Below are 16212 nucleotides of genomic sequence, written 5' to 3' on the forward strand. Positions count from 1 at the left end.
GAAAGCAGGTGTATTCCTGCTTTTTAAATAAATAAGGGGTTTATTACACAAGGGGAGAATATAGAGGGGGAAAGGGTATATGAGCAAATTTGTGTCGTTTTTAGAGAACAATTTATCAGGACCTATGGCCAGGTTATCGGAACAGCGGCATCTTCAAGCCATTCGCGATGGTGTTATTTCCGCTTTGCCGTTCATTATCATCGGAAGTTTTTTCTTAATTTTAGCATTTCCGCCTGTGCCGCAAGATAGCACAATTGCAAAATGGGCAGCTGATAACAGCGCCAATATTTTAATACCGTATCGCGTAACGATGTTTATTATGTCTTTATATATAGCCTTTGGGATAGGGTATAACTTGTCCAAAAGCTATAATCTCGATCCGCTGTCAGGAGCGCAAATTGCAGTAGCTGCACTACTTCTTACGGTGACTCCAAAGCTGATTGAAGAAGAAGGATTTATGCTTCCAATGACAAACCTTGGAGGTCACGGTTTGTTTGTAACGATGATTGTATCGATTTTATCGGTCGAAATTCTCAGGTTTTGTAAAGCAAAAAATGTCACCATAAAAATGCCGGAACAAGTGCCGCCTTCGGTATCGAGGTCTTTTGAAGCACTAATTCCGGTTGCGATTGTTGTTGTACTTATGACGATTATTACCATTGTTTTAGGTATCGATCTTCACCATTTAGTTGATAAACTAGTTGCTCCGCTTGTGGAAGCTGGAGATAGTTTAGCAGGAGTATTAATACCGGTTTTCTTAATTACGTTTTTCTGGTCATTTGGTATTCACGGCGTCTCTGTTGTTGGGACAGTGGCACGGCCTGTATGGGAAGTGTATTTAGCCAAAAATGCTGAAGCGGTAGCAGACGGAGCTTCCACACTTCCGTATATTGCACCTGAAACGTTCTTTCAGTGGTTTGTTTGGATCGGAGGATCTGGAGCGACGCTGGGCCTTGCTTTAGCAATGCTGTTTTTCTCAAAATCTAAATATTCGAAAGCGCTTTCTAGGACATCTTTTATTCCGGCGGTTTTTAATATTAACGAACCAATTATTTTCGGTTTGCCAATTGTCTTAAATCCTATTTTAATTATCCCATTTATCATTATCCCGATTATTACAACGATCATTTCATACGCAGCAACGGCGACAGGTCTTATTACGCCAACCTACGTAATGGTTCCTTGGACGCTCCCGGCGCCGATCGGAGCTTATCTATCGACCGGAGGAGACTGGCGGGCGGTTGTGCTAGTCGTTATCAATATTGCTATTTCTGTTGTCATTTATCTTCCGTTCTTTAAAATGTACGACCGAAAGATGGTCGAAATGGAAAAAAGCGATGAAGCAACGGTTGCACCATCTGATAGTTCAGTTCAAATGTAAAGAAAGAGAAGCCAACTTGTTTGGCTTCTATCTCTTTAGTAGGAGTTGAGGGTCAATGTTTGTGCGGTTTCGATATAAAACTGTGTTTTTATTTCTGCTAACCATGGTTTTTTGCAACGTTATTTTTACACCTCTGCTGCAGTATGCTGGTTTATCAGCGCAGCATAGTTTATTTGCCATTACAAGCCTATCAGCAGCACTGCTTACAACATTTATTTCCATTCGGCTTTCAAACGCAGCTTTATCTAAAACCGCCGTTTGTATACGCTTTGTTTTGCTTGGAATAGGGTGCACAGCCGTTACATATTTAGCCGTTTTTTAACAAGGAGGGGCAAAAAATGAAAGTAGTGACAATTGGGGGAGGATCAAGCTACACACCGGAATTGGTCGAAGGGTTTATTAAACGATATGATGAGCTTCCAATTCGAGAGCTATGGCTTGTAGATGTTGAAGAAGGAAAAGAGAAACTTGAAATCGTAGGAGCACTTGCGAAAAGAATGGTCAAAAAAGCAGGTGTTGATATGAAAATTCATTTAACGCTTGATCGACAAAAGGCGTTGATAAATGCTGATTTTGTAACGACACAGCTTAGAGTAGGTCAGCTTGATGCACGTATTCAAGATGAACGCATCCCTCTTAAGTACGGAATGATTGGTCAAGAGACAAACGGGGCGGGAGGATTATTTAAGGGCTTACGAACGATACCGGTTTTGTTGAAAATTGCCGAGGAAATACACGAAGTTTGTCCAAACGCCTGGCTTATTAATTTTACAAATCCTGCAGGTATGGTAACGGAGGCGCTGCTTCGCTACGGAGAGCATTCTAAAGTAGTAGGAGTTTGTAACCTGCCTGCACATATGACAAACTCCATCGCGGGCTTGCTTCAAGTAGAAAAAGAAGATGTTCACATTGAATTTGCAGGGTTAAACCACTTGGTATATGGACTGCATGTGTATGCAAAAGGAAAGGAAGTAACGCAAGAAGTCATTCGGCGATTAAGTGATCCAAACTCTCAAGTAACAATGAGAAACATAGCTCCTATTCCATGGCAACCGGACTTTTTGGAAGCTCTTGGCGTGATTTTATGTCCGTATCACCGCTACTACTACAAAACAAAAGAAATATTAGCAGAAGAGCTTCTGGCTTTTCAGTCAGGTACAACACGCGCTGAAGTGGTAAAAGCATTAGAAGCCGAGCTTTTTGAACTCTATAAAAATCCAAATCTAGAAATGAAGCCTCCGCAGCTGGAAAAACGAGGGGGCGCTTATTACAGCGATGCCGCATGTAATTTAATTTCATCCATTTATAACGATAAAGGCGATATTCAAACATTAAATGTAAAAAACAATGGAGCTATTTCCTCGCTCCCAAACGAATCTGCGGTTGAAGTAAACTGTGTAGTAACAAAGCAAGGGCCAGTACCGCTCGCTTTCGGTGAACTTCCAGTAGAAGTTAATGGACTTGTGCAGCAAATTAAATCGTTTGAACGAATAGGAGCAGAAGCTGCGGTTACAGGATCTTATGAAAAAGCACTGGTTGCGCTCAGCATTAATCCGCTTGTTCCAAGTGACGAGCTGGCTAAGTCGGTCTTAGATGAACTGCTTCAAGCTCATCGCAAGTATTTACCTGCTTTTTTTAAGGAAGTGAACGCGTAGTATGTATGCTGTTGGACTTATGTCAGGAACGTCACTCGACGGAATTGATGCAGCTCTTGTTCAAATTGAAGGAAGCGGCTATGAAAGTAAAGTTAAGCTTCTTCATTTTATTACCGTGCCGTTTTCACCTCAGTTAAAAAAGGAAATTGAGCAGGCGCTTTCTTTTGAACATTCAAATGTACAGCTGATCTGCAGCTTAAATTTTAAACTTGGCTATGCATTTGCGGATGCAGTGAAAAAAGTGTGCCAAGAAGCCCGCTTTTCTCTTGAACAAATAGATGTTATTGGATCGCATGGTCAAACCATTTACCATCAGCCTTATGCTTCGGGAAGTACAGTGATGTCTACACTCCAAATTGGAGAGCCGGCTGTTATTGCCTATGAAACCAAAACGAAGGTAGTAGCAAACTTCAGAGTGATGGACATGGCAGCAGGGGGGCAAGGTGCTCCGTTAGTTCCTCACACGGAACGGATTTTGTACAGCCACGATGAGCGTACAAGGCTGCTTCAAAACGTTGGAGGTATTGGAAATGTAACGTTGATTCCGCCAAAAAAATCTCCTATACCCGTAGTAGCTTTTGATACAGGGCCGGGAAATATGATGATAGACGAAGCATGTCAGCAGCTTTTTAATGTTTCATTTGATGAAAATGGGCGTTTAGCAGCTGAAGGAAAGATTATTTCAGAGCTTTTAGGAGACTGTATGAATCATGATTACATGAAGCTTTCTCCTCCCAAATCGACGGGAAGAGAACTGTTCGGTACACAGTACACAAAGAGACTGCTAGAGAATTATAGTAAACATAAAAAGGAAGATCTGCTAGCTACGATTACTATGTTCACGGCATCATCCATTGTACATCACTATGAAACATTTATTTTTCCTGCCTATTCTATTGACGAAGTGATTATTGGAGGAGGCGGAAGTTATAATAATACGCTGATGAATATGATTAAAGCGCAGATCGGGAAACGCTGCAGCGTGTATACACAAGAAGAAATAGGAATGTCTTCAGAAGCAAAAGAAGCCGTAGCTTTTGCGGTGCTCGCAAATGAAACACTTTCAGGTTATCCAAGCAATGTACCAAGCGCAACCGGCGCCTTGTCTCCTGTAATATTAGGAAACATTACGCCTGTACCACTATAAAAAAGGGGATGGAAGAAATGACAGAAGCAGCAAATATGGAAAATGAAATTTTTGAACTTATTGCATACGGAGGAAATGCCAGGTCACTTGCATATGAAGCGTTAGAAGCAGCTGAAGACTATGATTTTAATAGAGCTGACGAACTTTTAAAGCAGTCTCAAGAAGAGCTCAGTCATGCTCATAAAACGCAAACTGCGCTTATTCAACGTGAATTGAACGGAAAAACAATTGAAAAGTCGCTGCTTTTAATTCACGCACAAGATCATTTAATGACGGCTATTTCAGAGCAAAAATTAATTGAACATATGATTAAGCTTATTAAAAAATTTAAAAAAGAAGGCGAAAATCAATGAAAAAGCTAGGTATTGCGATTTACCCGGAACATTCGACTGTCGAAAAAGATAAAGCGTATATAGCACTTGCGCATCAATACGGATTTACCCGCATTTTTACATGCTTGCTTTCTGTTGAAGGCGATCAGAAAAAAGTAATGGCAAATTTTAAAGAAATCATTGAGTTTGCCAATGAGCTAGAGATGGAAGTAGTAGTGGACATCGCTCCTCGCGTATTTGGAGCGCTTGGCATTTCTTATGATGACTTATCTTTTTTTTACGAATTAGGGGCTTATGCTATTCGTCTTGATCTAGGGTATACGGGAAATGAAGAGTCCATTATGACCTTTAATCCATACGGCTTAAAAATTGAAATTAACATGAGTAATGCGACGAAGTATGTGGATAATATTTTAAGTTACAGACCGAATCGAAAGCAGCTGCTCGGGTCGCACAACTTCTATCCTCATCGATATGCGGGATTGTCGTATGATCACTTTTTGAAGTGTTCAGCATTGTTTAAAGAACATAACCTTGAAACAGCAGCCTTTATTAATTCACCAAGCGCTACTTTTGGACCGTGGCCTGTTACTGAAGGGCTTTGTACGCTTGAAATGCATCGCACGCTTCCGATCGACGTGCAGGCTAAGCATCTTTTTAAAACGGGATTAATTGATTGTGCAATCATTGCGAATGCGTATGCATCAGAAGAAGAGATGAAGGCGCTGCGTGATGTTGTTCAGCAAGAGCGCTTTACTTTTAACGTGACCCTGTATGATACGATTACCGAGCTTGAGAAAAAAATTGTGCTGGAAGAGTTTCATTTTTACCGCGGAGACGTATCTGATTATTTAATTCGCTCTACGCAAAGCCGAGTAAAATATAAAAAAGAAGAATTCAAGCCTACGCATACTCCTTCCATTCGAAGAGGCGATATTTTAATAGAAAATGAACTCTATGGACAATACAAAGGAGAGCTGCAAATTGCGCTGTTAGACATGGAGAACTCAGGTAAAACAAACGTAGTAGGACGCATTGCAGAAGAGGAAATTTTTTTACTAAATGAACTGCAGCCATGGGACAAATTTGCTTTTTGTGAGCGGTGATAAAATGGACTATATTATTGGTATCGACGGCGGGGGAACACAAACAGAAGCCGTTGCTTACAGCTTAAATGGTCAAGAGCTCGCTGCTTCAAAAAGCGGCTATGGCAATTTGCTCATTAATTACAATACGGCTATTACTCATATTGATGAATGTATTACGGCGTGCAAAGCTGCGCTTGCTGATCATACATGTAAAGGCATTTCACTGGGGCTTGCTGGAAGTAAAGCATTATCTAAAGAAGAAATAAAAAGATATTTTTATGATCGTTATCAGGTAGAAGTAGGTTTATATGATGACGCCATGATTGCACATGAAGCACTACTGCATGGAAAAGACGGGATTTTAACTATTGCAGGTACTGGAGCCGTCAGCATTGGGAAAAAAGACGGAGTGTACGAATACGGAGGAGGGTGGGGACACCTTCTTGGAGATGAAGGAAGCGGATATTGGATTGGTCTTCAAGCACTGATATTGCTGACGAAAGAGCATGATCAAAGCCGTCCTTACAGCAGCCTTAGTCAGACAATCTTGCAACATGTAAAAGCAGATACCATACACGATATAAAAAAGTTTGTCTATTCATCTCCTAAATCAGAAGTTGCTTCACTCACTCCGCTTGTTGTAAATCAAGCGAGAAACCATAAACAAGAAGCAAGTGACATTCTTCAACAGGCTGGAAAGAACCTTGCAAACATGACTCTTCATTTATATAAGAAACAGCGGTTTGAAGGGAGCTGCTTGCTGTCATGCAAAGGCAGCATTTTAACGGAAGTTCCAGAAGTGTTTGATGTTTATAAAAAAGCATGTGAAAAAGAAATAAAGCATATCCAGTGGGCAACACAGCGAGTATCATCTGCTAAAGGAGCTTATCAGCTGTTCATGAAAGAGTATAAATAGAGAAAAAATGATGGTGGAAAAGGCAGGGGATCACAGTGAACTTAAATCATATCTTAACAGAAAAACGCAATCCGCAAACCTTAAACATTGATGAATTATCAAGTCTGGAAATTGTAAAAAAAATTAATGAAGAAGATCATCAAGTGCCTCAGGCGATCAATAAAGTGCTGCCTGTTATTGCTCTGTTAGTAGATGAAATTGTCAGTGCTTTTAAACAAGGCGGACGTCTTATTTATATCGGAGCAGGTACAAGCGGGCGGCTAGGTGTATTAGATGCATCTGAATGTGTACCAACATTCGGTACACCTGCCGAACAAGTAATTGGGATCATAGCCGGGGGAGACAAAGCGCTTCGTCATGCGTTAGAAGGAGCAGAAGATAATAAGAAACAAGCGATAGAAGATTTGAAAGCGATTAATTTATCAAATAAAGATATTCTTGTAGGTATAGCTGCAAGCGGAAGAACTCCTTATACACTCTCAGCGCTTGCGTATGCAAACAGCCTGGGGGCAGTAACGGGCTGTGTTGTAAATTCTCCTCAATCACCTATGGAACAAGAAGCAAAATATGCAATAGTAGCAGAATCAGGGCCGGAAGTTGTCACAGGTTCAACAAGAATGAAAGCCGGAACTGCTCAAAAGCTTGTTCTTAATATGCTGACGACCGCTTCTATGATTCAAATTGGTAAAGTCTACAGCAATCTAATGGTAGACGTACAGCCGACTAATGATAAACTTGTACAGCGTGCTAAAAATATTATTGCGGAACTAACAGGCGTCTCACCAGAGGAGGCAGCGGAAAGTTTACAAACATACAAAACGCCAAAAGCCGCCATTCTTGCGCTTCTTACTTCTACAGAAGGTGATGAGGTGCATCGGCTGCTTGATAAACATGACGGACATTTAAAAAAAGCCATCGGAGAAGCAATGGAACAGCCGACTAAAGATTAGCTCTTAAAAGAAGTGCATACGGCACTTCTTTTTTTGTTGAGTACATTTTTTGCACAATGTATGTGGGTGAATTCGGTCTAATCATTTTGTAAGACCCGTAGTATAGTAAAAGCATAAAGCATAGTAAGTATTTCAATTTGTGCACGAATTGGACTGAAGGTGATTCATTTGTTAGACAAACGCAGTACGGCCGTATTGCAAGTTTTGCTTCAAGCCGCAACATTTATATCAGTACAAGAGTTAATGAAGCAGTTTCAAGTGTCAAGGCGTACTATCTATTATGATATTGAAAAAATTAACGATTGGCTGTGTCAGCAAGAATTAGAATTTGTTCAGTACACATATGGGAAAGGCTTTTTTCTAAACGATCAAGTAAAGGACCAAGTTGCTAAACAAATTTCTCATGTTATGCCATCTGCTTACTTATCAGTTGAGGACCGGCAAATATACGTTGCTTTGATGTGTATACTTCGAGGCGGGAAAATCGGAACTCAGCAGCTCATGGATGAAACAGAAGTTAGTCGCAATACTGTCTTACAAGATATTAAAGACTTAAAAAACAAGTGGGTAAAGAAAGGCATATCTTTGACATATAGCTATAAAGATGGGTACGAAGTAAAAGGATCTGAAAGCGACATTCGAAATTTGCTTTATATACACATCACAGAATTATTAAGTCAACATCATGAAGAGTTGTTGAAAAGGGTCATGAAAGCAGATTACGAATATTCAATGATTTATCACTGGCTTGTAGAGTGTGAAGATAAACTGGGAATGGCGTTTACAGACAAGATGCTGACGCAATTAGCCTATATGCTCACGTGCTGTATTCAGCGTATTGGAGGCAAGCGCTATGTAGACGCCTTGATTACTAGAAAAGATGAATTAGAAAAAACCAGGCAGTACAAAGCGCTCCAAGAAATTGAAAGCGTTTTAGGATTTGATTTTCCACCTCACGAAAAACATTATCTGGCCACGGTTTTACTAAGTGCAAAAGTAAATGTAGTAAATCAAGCAGATAGTGATGATTGGATGAGAAGCATTGTAAAAGAAATGGTATCACGGTTTCAAGCATATGCTTGTGTGGTATTTGAAGATCGAAATCGTCTTGAACAAAATTTATATATTCATTTGAAGACGGCTTATTACAGGCTTCTCTATAATATTCACCTCCCTAATCCTATGCTTTCGGCTATTCAAACAAAGTATCAGGATATAGTGGAACTGACAAAAAAAGCGTTGCTTCCTTTGGAAAACAGCCTTCAAACACGTATTAATGAAGACGAAATTTCTTATTTTGCTCTTCATTTCGGAGGATGGATGAAAAAACAAGAGGGAAGGCAAAAACAAAAGCGTATTGTTATTGTTTGTGCCAATGGAATTGGAACGTCCCGTATGCTTCAGTATCAGCTTGAACAACTGTTAACAGATGCTGAATTGATAGGGCCAATGACGGTAAGAGATTATGAGCAGTTTAAAGAAACCTATGATTTAGTTATTACAACTACGCCATTAAAAAAGCGAATGAATGTGATGCTTGTGAATCCTATTTTAACGGATGATGAAAAGCAGCGGTTAATCGACTTAGTTGAACCAGCTTCTTCTCAGCTAACCACTCAAGCCATCATGGGTATTATTAAGCAGCATGCAAATATTCAGGATGAACCAGCTCTGTTAGCTAATTTAAAACTAGTGATACAGCAATCTAAAAAAATGGTAAGAGAGGATAAAAAGCCAATGTTGCATGAAGTATTGCAAGAGCCATTCTTGCAGCTTACAGATTCAGCAGATGATTGGAAATCAGCTGTTAGGCTGGCTGCCAAGCCTTTGTTGAACTATGAATATATTGAACCTTCTTATGTAGAAGCAATGATCAAAAGTGTAGAACAGTTAGGCCCTTATATTGTTATTGCGCCAAAAGTGGCGCTCCCTCATGCAAGGCCGGAACACGGTGTAAATCGTGTGGGTATGAGCATGCTTCGTTTAAAGGAGCCGGTCTATTTTTCTACTGAAAAACAGCACGGAGCGCAGCTTATTATCGTACTTGCTGCTACTGATAATGAAACCCACTTAAAAGCACTGTCACAGCTTTCAATGATGCTATCTGAAAACGATAATATTGACAAGCTTATTGCTATGAATACAAAACAAGAAATGCTTGCATTAATTGAAGCTTACTCAAATTAAAAGGAGAGATAAAAAATGAAAAAGATTTTAGTTGTATGCGGAAACGGTTTAGGAAGCAGTTTTATTGTGGAAATGAATGTAAAGAAAATTTTAGTAGAGCTTGGTGTTGAAGCACAGGTATCTCATACGGATTTAACAACTAGTAAAACGGAGCAGGCAGATATCTATTTAGGATCTGCAGATATTGTAAATCAATTGGATGATGGCACTCGCACGGTTGTGGCACTGCAAAACATTTTAAATCAAGCGGAAATTAAAGGAGCACTGCAAAAATACTTCGTGGAGGCGTAAGCCATGTTTGATTTAATTATGAAAGATATATTAGGAACACCCGCTATTCTAGTAGGGTTGTTTGCACTAATCGGTTTGTTGCTTCAAAAGAAAAAAAGTGCAGATATTGTATCAGGCACCTTAAAAACAATTATGGGTTTTCTTATATTAGGAGCGGGAGCTAATATATTAATTGCTTCACTTGAAGCGTTTGGAAAAATGTTTAATAAAGCGTTTTCCGTTGAAGGCATCATTCCTAATAATGAAGCAATTGTAGCTGTAGCTCAACAAACGTTTGGTACAGAAACAGCGATGATTATGCTCTTAGGTATGATTGTAAATATCATTATCGCGCGCATCACGAAATTTAAGTATATCTTTTTAACTGGGCATCACACCATGTTTATGGCTTGTTTGATTGCAGCAATTTTATCTACCGGCGGGTTAACGGGAGCACCTTTGGTTTTGATCGGGGCACTATTATTAGGTATTTTAATGGTTTTATTTCCTGCACTGCTTCAGCCGTATGTGCGTGAAATTACAGGGTCAAACGATATTGCCGTTGGTCATTTTGGTTCCTTAGGCTATTTAGTAGCAGGGTTTATCGGCAAGCGAGTAGGAAATCGCGAAAAAACAACAGAAGAAATTAAAGTTCCTCAATCCTTAGGATTTCTTCGGGATACATCCGTTTCTGTCTCACTGACCATGACCGTTTTATTTATTATTGTTGCACTTTTTGCAGGCCCTGCATTTATCGAAACAAAATTAAGCGGGGGTCAAAACTTTATTGTGTACTCGCTAATTCAAGCAATCACTTTTGCAGCAGGAGTATATGTCGTGCTGGCGGGTGTTCGTATGCTTTTAGCAGAAATTGTACCAGCATTTAAAGGAATTGCTGACAAAGCGGTACCAAATGCCATTCCAGCTCTAGATTGTCCAACTGTGTTTCCGTTTGCTCCTAACGCAGTGGTCATTGGATTCTTTTCAAGCTTTATCGCTGGTCTCATTTCAATGTTCTTTTTGCCTCTATTTGGTCTAAGTATTATCGTGCCGGGCCTCGTTCCGCACTTTTTTACGGGAGCAGCTGCCGGAGTATTTGGAAATGCGACGGGGGGAAGAAGAGGAGCAGTGGTCGGGTCATTTGCCAATGGAATCTTAATTAGTTTTTTACCGGCTATTTTACTGCCTGTTCTCGCGTCGTTAGGTTTTAAAGGCACAACATTTGGAGATTCGGACTTTAGTGCGGTAGGTATTCTTCTTAGTATGCTAATTAAATTATTTACGTAAAGATAAAAAACTCATGTTACGCTAGTAGCATGAGTTTTTTATGATATTGGAAGTGGAGGAGCAATGAATGAAAATTGGGTTAGCGCAAGTGAGATTTCCAAAGTCAGCCGCAGAGGGTGTAGAAACGGTAGAAAATTGTATGAAACAAGCAGCAGAAGAAGGGTGTAACCTTGTATGTTTTCCAGAATCAATTGTGCCGGGACTTAGAGGGGTGGGTTTTGAAGTTGAGGCCTACAATCACGAAATTCAACAAAATACGCTTTATAAAGTTAAGTTGCTTGCCAAACAGTTAAAGCTCAACGTAATTTTACCACTGGAATGGCGCGACGAACTTGGTATGCATTTAACTGCTTTTGTAATTGATGAAAATGGAAAAGAATTAGGGTATCAAACTAAAAATCAAATTGATCCAGCAGAAGATCAATTTGGTTATAAGCCTGGAAATAGCCGCCAGTTGTTTGAAATAAACGGCGTGAAATTCGGTATTGTTATTTGCCATGAGGGATGGCGCTATCCTGAAACTGTCCGATGGGCTGCTGTAAGAGGAGCAAGCATTGTGTTTCATCCACAGTTTACTGGTGAAGTACCAGATCCGAAGTTTTATGATTATGCAATGATTGCAAGAAGTACGGAGAATGGTATTTACTTTGCAAGCGTGAATTATGCCTTAGAGAACCAAAAAAGCACCACTTCTCTTCTTTCTCCAAAGGGTGAATGTTTGATAAAAGCGAAAGCTGAAAAGCAAGAACTACTAACGTATACGATAGAGCCCGATGAGGCTAACCGGCTGTTAGCTCAGCGTCTGTTATCAAATTTACTATTGTAAAAAAGTTTATTTTTTCTAGTTAAATTAGCATGTGCGCTCTTATAACCCTTTGGTTATTTCTCCTTATGACGATATAAACGTCAATATGGTATTATCAAAAGTTAAAGGGATATTAAAAGGTGTGTGGAAACAATGGATCGAAAAAAAGTCGCATCAGTAGCTGGAGCATTGGTTATTGCCGTAGGAATTTGGCTATTTCAAAGCGGGAAATTTAAAAGTGAAGCGCAGGCAGATAAGTTTACGAGTACATTTTTGGTCGATCATGAACAAACAGACAATGGATTTGAATTATTTACTTCGGATACCAATCAATATAGGATGTGGTTTCCGCTTCAGTATGTTATTCATAAATCTTCTTATAAAAGCAGTGAAGATGAAAGTGAAGTATGGACAGCATCAACGAAGGAAAATGATTCATACAATGCTGGGAAAATAACGGCTTTATTTTCTAAGAAAAAAAGCAAAGCAGCTCAAAATAAAATGGATGCGTTTCAGCCTGATTACATGTTAAAAGGTAAAAATGCAACGATTTATGTGAAAAAACAAACAAGAGATGGAAAGCATAGCATTTATCATGCTTATGTGAATGATGATTATTCAGACAAGTATATTTACTATACGTTTGAACTAAAAAGCAGCGAACAGACAAACAGTACAAAACAGCAGTATTGGGTAGAAAAAATTCTTCTAAATACACAGTTTCAAAAAAACTCAGCTGAATAGTCAGCTGAGTTTTTACGTAAGGGTTCATAATGCTTTTCCTTTTTTATGTAAACGGGTACAATATGAGTAAGGAGGCCTTTGTATGATTGAAAAACAAGCAGTTGGTGAAAAAGCAGCACAATTTGTTGAAGATGGAATGATTGTAGGACTAGGGACAGGTTCAACAGCTTATTATACAATTGTAAAACTAGGTGAACGAGTAAAAAATGGATTACACATCAAAGCGGTTCCTACTTCTCAAAAAACAGAAGAGCTGGCAAGGAAACTAGGTATTCCCATTGTTACCTTAGCAGATGTTGAATATATTGATATAGCAATTGACGGAGCAGATGAAGTAGATAGCGAACTTTCTTTAATTAAAGGAGGAGGAGGCGCGCTGCTTCGAGAAAAAATGATTGCGTACGCAGCGAAGCGGTTTATCGTGATTGCAGATTCTAAGAAAATAGTGAAGACGCTAGGAGCTTTTCCTCTTCCTGTTGAAGTTATACGTTTTGGCTGGGAAATGACTGCGAAGCACATTCGCAGTGCAGGTTGTGTACCGCAGCTTAGGCTTTTAGATGATCATACGCCGTTTATCACCGATAACGGAAATTACATTCTAGACTGCCATTTTTCAGAAATTGAAAATCCTGCTGAGTTGGAAAAGCAGCTGATAAGGATCCCAGGCGTAGTAGAAAGCGGTTTGTTTGTAGGAATGACGGAGGAAGTTATTACCGTACAAAACCAAGATGTTTATATCATAAAAAAATAGAAGCTTTGGCGTCGGGCCTAGGCTTCTATTTTTTAATTGGAAAGAACGTTCCAATTTTTCTCTAATTGATATATGTATTGAGACGCGTTCAGTACATTTGGATGAACAAAGGTATCAATTGTTTTTTGCGGACAAGCAGATCCGTATAATGAAAAAATGACAAGCTTGCTATGCTCGATTGGTGATACAACGTGAGATAAACAGCGATAAGAAGGATTTATCAAGCTTTTTACCATCTCATGGATATCTTCTTTGTCGTAAAAATCGACTTCAATTTCCGTCTTTACTAAATAACGGCTTTCAATGGCGCTGCTTCGATAATAATTGTAGCGTGCTCCTATGAAGTAGGACGGATCTGATGTTGAAACGTCCAAATTCGTATATGTTTGATCCTGCTTGCTTTTATAAAAAATAGAATCATGAGTATGCTTCATGAATTCTTGATAAGTTGTTCCATCTTCCCACAGAGCTAGAATACAAGCATCTGTTCCATCTTCCACGTTCCAACCCCCTAATTGGCCAATGAAACCATTCACGTGTGCAAGAGCAGCCCAATGCTGTTGCGTATATGAAAAAGATGCTTTTTTATCAGTCGGTATGCTGCATTTCACAATTTTTGTCAACATTCTCCCATCACCTCAATTAATTACTTCGATAAATGAAGGAAAAATCCTTCTAAAAAGAGGAAAATCATAGACATATCCCCCCTTTAAAAGCCATACATTTCAAATAGGACAATGTTAGGGAAAGAAGGGGAAATGAATGAAAGTTTTTCGTGCAAAAGCCTGTCAATCTCCTATGCGAAAAGGCTGGTCAATTATGTTTCAGCATCCGTTTAAAAAAGATGAAAGAGGAAGATCGCACCCGTTTGTTAAACGGTTTATGTATACAGAGCAACACGATGAAATTGACATTCTCGTTGAAGAGATGAATGAACTGCTGAGAGTGCAGGATTTTTGGACAAGTACTGCAAAAGGAAGAGCAAAAGCAAGATATGATGAACGAGTAGTGAATGCTTTTTATAACGATATTGAAAAAAGAACGAGCGAACAAATTGACAGCGAGTATGAGTACATTCATGTAATCGGAGAACAAGGAAGCGGCAAAACAGCCTTAATCCGCCAGCTTCTTGGTATAAAAAAGGAATGTGGCTTTCTAGGAATAGGCAGTAAAGGCGCTTATTCTGCTACGTATAAGGTGAAGGATTCCCAACACTATGAAGCTGCTGTCTCTTTTTTTACGCGAAGTGAAGTGCAAAGGAAATTGGAGAATATCCTACTAAGAAGCGCTGAAGTGTATGCTGAAGGAGGCACGGATTATGACTTGGTCTTTGAATTATTACACGGAGATTCCTCTTTTAATCTGCGCGCTCTTTTGGGAGATATCCCATACAAAGCCCGTTATTTTAATGATGATATTCCTTTAAGAATGAGTGATGAAAATAGTTCATTCAAACAATTTGTAGATGCAATTAAACGAGAAAGTGAAATAGTAAAAGACGCTGTTGATCACGAAGGAAAAGATTTTGCAGAAGGATGGCACAAGAGGCTTGAATGTAGGAAAATTACCGAGCAAATGCTTCTGGCAATTGAATCCCGGTTGAAAGAATACAAGGAGGGAACATGGGAAATAGGAGAAGACGACTGGCCAATATCCTGCCGTCTCACAGCAAAAGAGTTGTCTTCCTTTGGTCCGCTAACAAATGAAGAAGAAGAAAATAACGGACGTCTTATTTATCCATTGTTTCGTAGAATTGAAGTTTGCGGCCCTTTTTCTTTTAAAAAAGGAGTAGCGATTTGCGAGCATGCTTGTTTTGAATATACGAGCACCATCCACGATTCTTTTAAACAAGCAGCTTCTATTTTATACGTACATCATGGACTTAAACAATTAAATATTCAATTTCTTCAACAGCTCATCGTACATGGTCACGGTGCTAAGGTAAACGTTTGTGTTACACACGGAGATTTGCTTACCTCTCCAAGCTGCCGTACGGATTATGCTAAAAAACATGCCATGGCTAAAATGATAGATTATGCGCTTAAAAGCGTTTCACCTCTTATGAAAAAGCAGCTTCACTACTATTTAACAGTAGGGAATACGTCTATTTTAGAATGTGTACACGAGGAATCCAAAGAGAGTCATCTTCTGTATAAAGACTTAAAGGCAGCTTTAGTATCAGAAACGAGAAAAAAGCAGCAAGAGCTGCATCCTATTTATTTAAATTTGACTGTCTCTCAGGCTTTTTATGAAGCGATGGAGTCGCTGAACATTCCTTATATGGATAGAGAAACATGTTTGAACATTTCCTTAGGAGAGCATGAAGGGCCGGTGCCAGTCATTGCGTCCGCTTTTATTTCATCTGTCTACGAGCATTTTCTAAGCCAGCCGTCTGGGTGGTCAAGTACCTATCATTCGGTCACCGACCGACAGCAGGTTATTCAAGAATTGGCAGGTGAGTTCGCAACCGTCATTTATTCCTATTTTAACGAACACCTGCTTGAAAATTCCCGTAATGACTGGGTCGCTCTTTATAAACAAAAAGAAGACGATCAAGCCTACAAATATAGCAGACTAATAGAAAACGTAATTCCTGCCAAAAATGATATCTATCAGCAGCAAATTCTTATGAGAACGGTCTATCAGTTGATCAAATATGTTGTAGAAAAGAAAGACGGCGTACTGGTTCATTAAGGAGT

16 protein-coding genes are annotated in these 16212 nt (G+C 39.4%); 15 read left to right on the forward strand and 1 reads right to left on the reverse strand.

The window, feature by feature from the left end; all coding sequences use genetic code 11:
• Positions 1–79 precede the first annotated feature (79 nt).
• From AC0C45_RS08575 to rpiA, 14 genes are all read left to right on the forward strand, one after another.
• On the forward strand, positions 80–1381 hold the full coding sequence (locus AC0C45_RS08575) for a PTS sugar transporter subunit IIC (RefSeq protein ID WP_013082024.1): 1302 nt from the start codon (positions 80–82) through the stop codon (positions 1379–1381).
• A 55-nt stretch (positions 1382–1436) separates the two neighbouring features.
• Entirely contained in the window at positions 1437–1703 is a 267-nt protein-coding gene (locus AC0C45_RS08580) for a hypothetical protein (protein WP_047931791.1), read from the forward strand.
• 16 nt (positions 1704–1719) lie between these two features.
• Positions 1720–3036: a 6-phospho-beta-glucosidase gene (locus AC0C45_RS08585; protein ID WP_047931790.1), complete on the forward strand. Its 1317-nt coding sequence runs from the start codon at positions 1720–1722 to the stop codon at positions 3034–3036.
• A gap of 1 nt (position 3037) precedes the next feature.
• Positions 3038–4183 (forward strand): anhydro-N-acetylmuramic acid kinase AnmK, encoded by a 1146-nt coding sequence (anmK, locus tag AC0C45_RS08590; protein WP_016763276.1) that lies wholly within the window; start codon positions 3038–3040, stop codon positions 4181–4183.
• A gap of 17 nt (positions 4184–4200) precedes the next feature.
• The gene (locus AC0C45_RS08595; RefSeq protein ID WP_016763277.1) at positions 4201–4536 is read left to right on the forward strand and encodes a PTS lactose/cellobiose transporter subunit IIA; all 336 of its coding nucleotides are present in this window, start codon (positions 4201–4203) and stop codon (positions 4534–4536) included.
• Positions 4533–5621, forward strand: a complete 1089-nt coding sequence (locus AC0C45_RS08600) for a DUF871 domain-containing protein (protein ID WP_034653965.1) — start codon at positions 4533–4535, stop codon at positions 5619–5621. Before AC0C45_RS08595 ends, AC0C45_RS08600 begins: the two co-directional genes overlap by 4 nt.
• 4 nt (positions 5622–5625) lie before the next feature.
• Positions 5626–6519, forward strand: coding sequence for a BadF/BadG/BcrA/BcrD ATPase family protein (locus AC0C45_RS08605; protein ID WP_472928029.1), 894 nt, complete (start codon positions 5626–5628; stop codon positions 6517–6519).
• A 35-nt stretch (positions 6520–6554) separates the two neighbouring features.
• Positions 6555–7469, forward strand: coding sequence for an N-acetylmuramic acid 6-phosphate etherase (murQ, locus tag AC0C45_RS08610; RefSeq protein ID WP_047931788.1), 915 nt, complete (start codon positions 6555–6557; stop codon positions 7467–7469).
• Positions 7470–7628: 159 nt separating this feature from the next.
• Entirely contained in the window at positions 7629–9656 is a 2028-nt protein-coding gene (locus AC0C45_RS08615) for a BglG family transcription antiterminator (protein ID WP_472928030.1), read from the forward strand.
• A gap of 15 nt (positions 9657–9671) precedes the next feature.
• Complete coding sequence (locus AC0C45_RS08620) at positions 9672–9947, forward strand: PTS sugar transporter subunit IIB (protein WP_013055730.1); 276 nt, start codon at positions 9672–9674, stop codon at positions 9945–9947.
• Positions 9948–9950: 3 nt separating this feature from the next.
• Complete coding sequence (locus AC0C45_RS08625) at positions 9951–11213, forward strand: PTS ascorbate transporter subunit IIC (protein WP_034653955.1); 1263 nt, start codon at positions 9951–9953, stop codon at positions 11211–11213.
• Between the two features lie 67 nt (positions 11214–11280).
• On the forward strand, positions 11281–12039 hold the full coding sequence (locus AC0C45_RS08630) for a carbon-nitrogen hydrolase family protein (protein ID WP_047931786.1): 759 nt from the start codon (positions 11281–11283) through the stop codon (positions 12037–12039).
• A gap of 132 nt (positions 12040–12171) precedes the next feature.
• Positions 12172–12762 (forward strand): hypothetical protein, encoded by a 591-nt coding sequence (locus AC0C45_RS08635; RefSeq protein ID WP_028407704.1) that lies wholly within the window; start codon positions 12172–12174, stop codon positions 12760–12762.
• An 82-nt stretch (positions 12763–12844) separates the two neighbouring features.
• Positions 12845–13513, forward strand: coding sequence for a ribose-5-phosphate isomerase RpiA (rpiA, locus tag AC0C45_RS08640; protein WP_034653951.1), 669 nt, complete (start codon positions 12845–12847; stop codon positions 13511–13513).
• 32 nt (positions 13514–13545) lie between these two features.
• Here rpiA and AC0C45_RS08645 read toward each other — a convergent pair whose 3' ends face one another.
• Positions 13546–14139 (reverse strand): YdbC family protein, encoded by a 594-nt coding sequence (locus AC0C45_RS08645; protein WP_472928031.1) that lies wholly within the window; start codon positions 14137–14139, stop codon positions 13546–13548.
• 136 nt (positions 14140–14275) lie between these two features.
• Between AC0C45_RS08645 and AC0C45_RS08650 the strand changes: the two genes are divergently transcribed.
• Positions 14276–16207 carry a hypothetical protein gene (locus AC0C45_RS08650; protein WP_472928032.1) on the forward strand — a complete coding sequence of 644 codons (1932 nt, stop codon included), beginning with the start codon at positions 14276–14278 and terminating at the stop codon, positions 16205–16207.
• Positions 16208–16212 lie beyond the last annotated feature (5 nt).

This window comes from Priestia sp. VA7 (assembly GCF_055710015.1).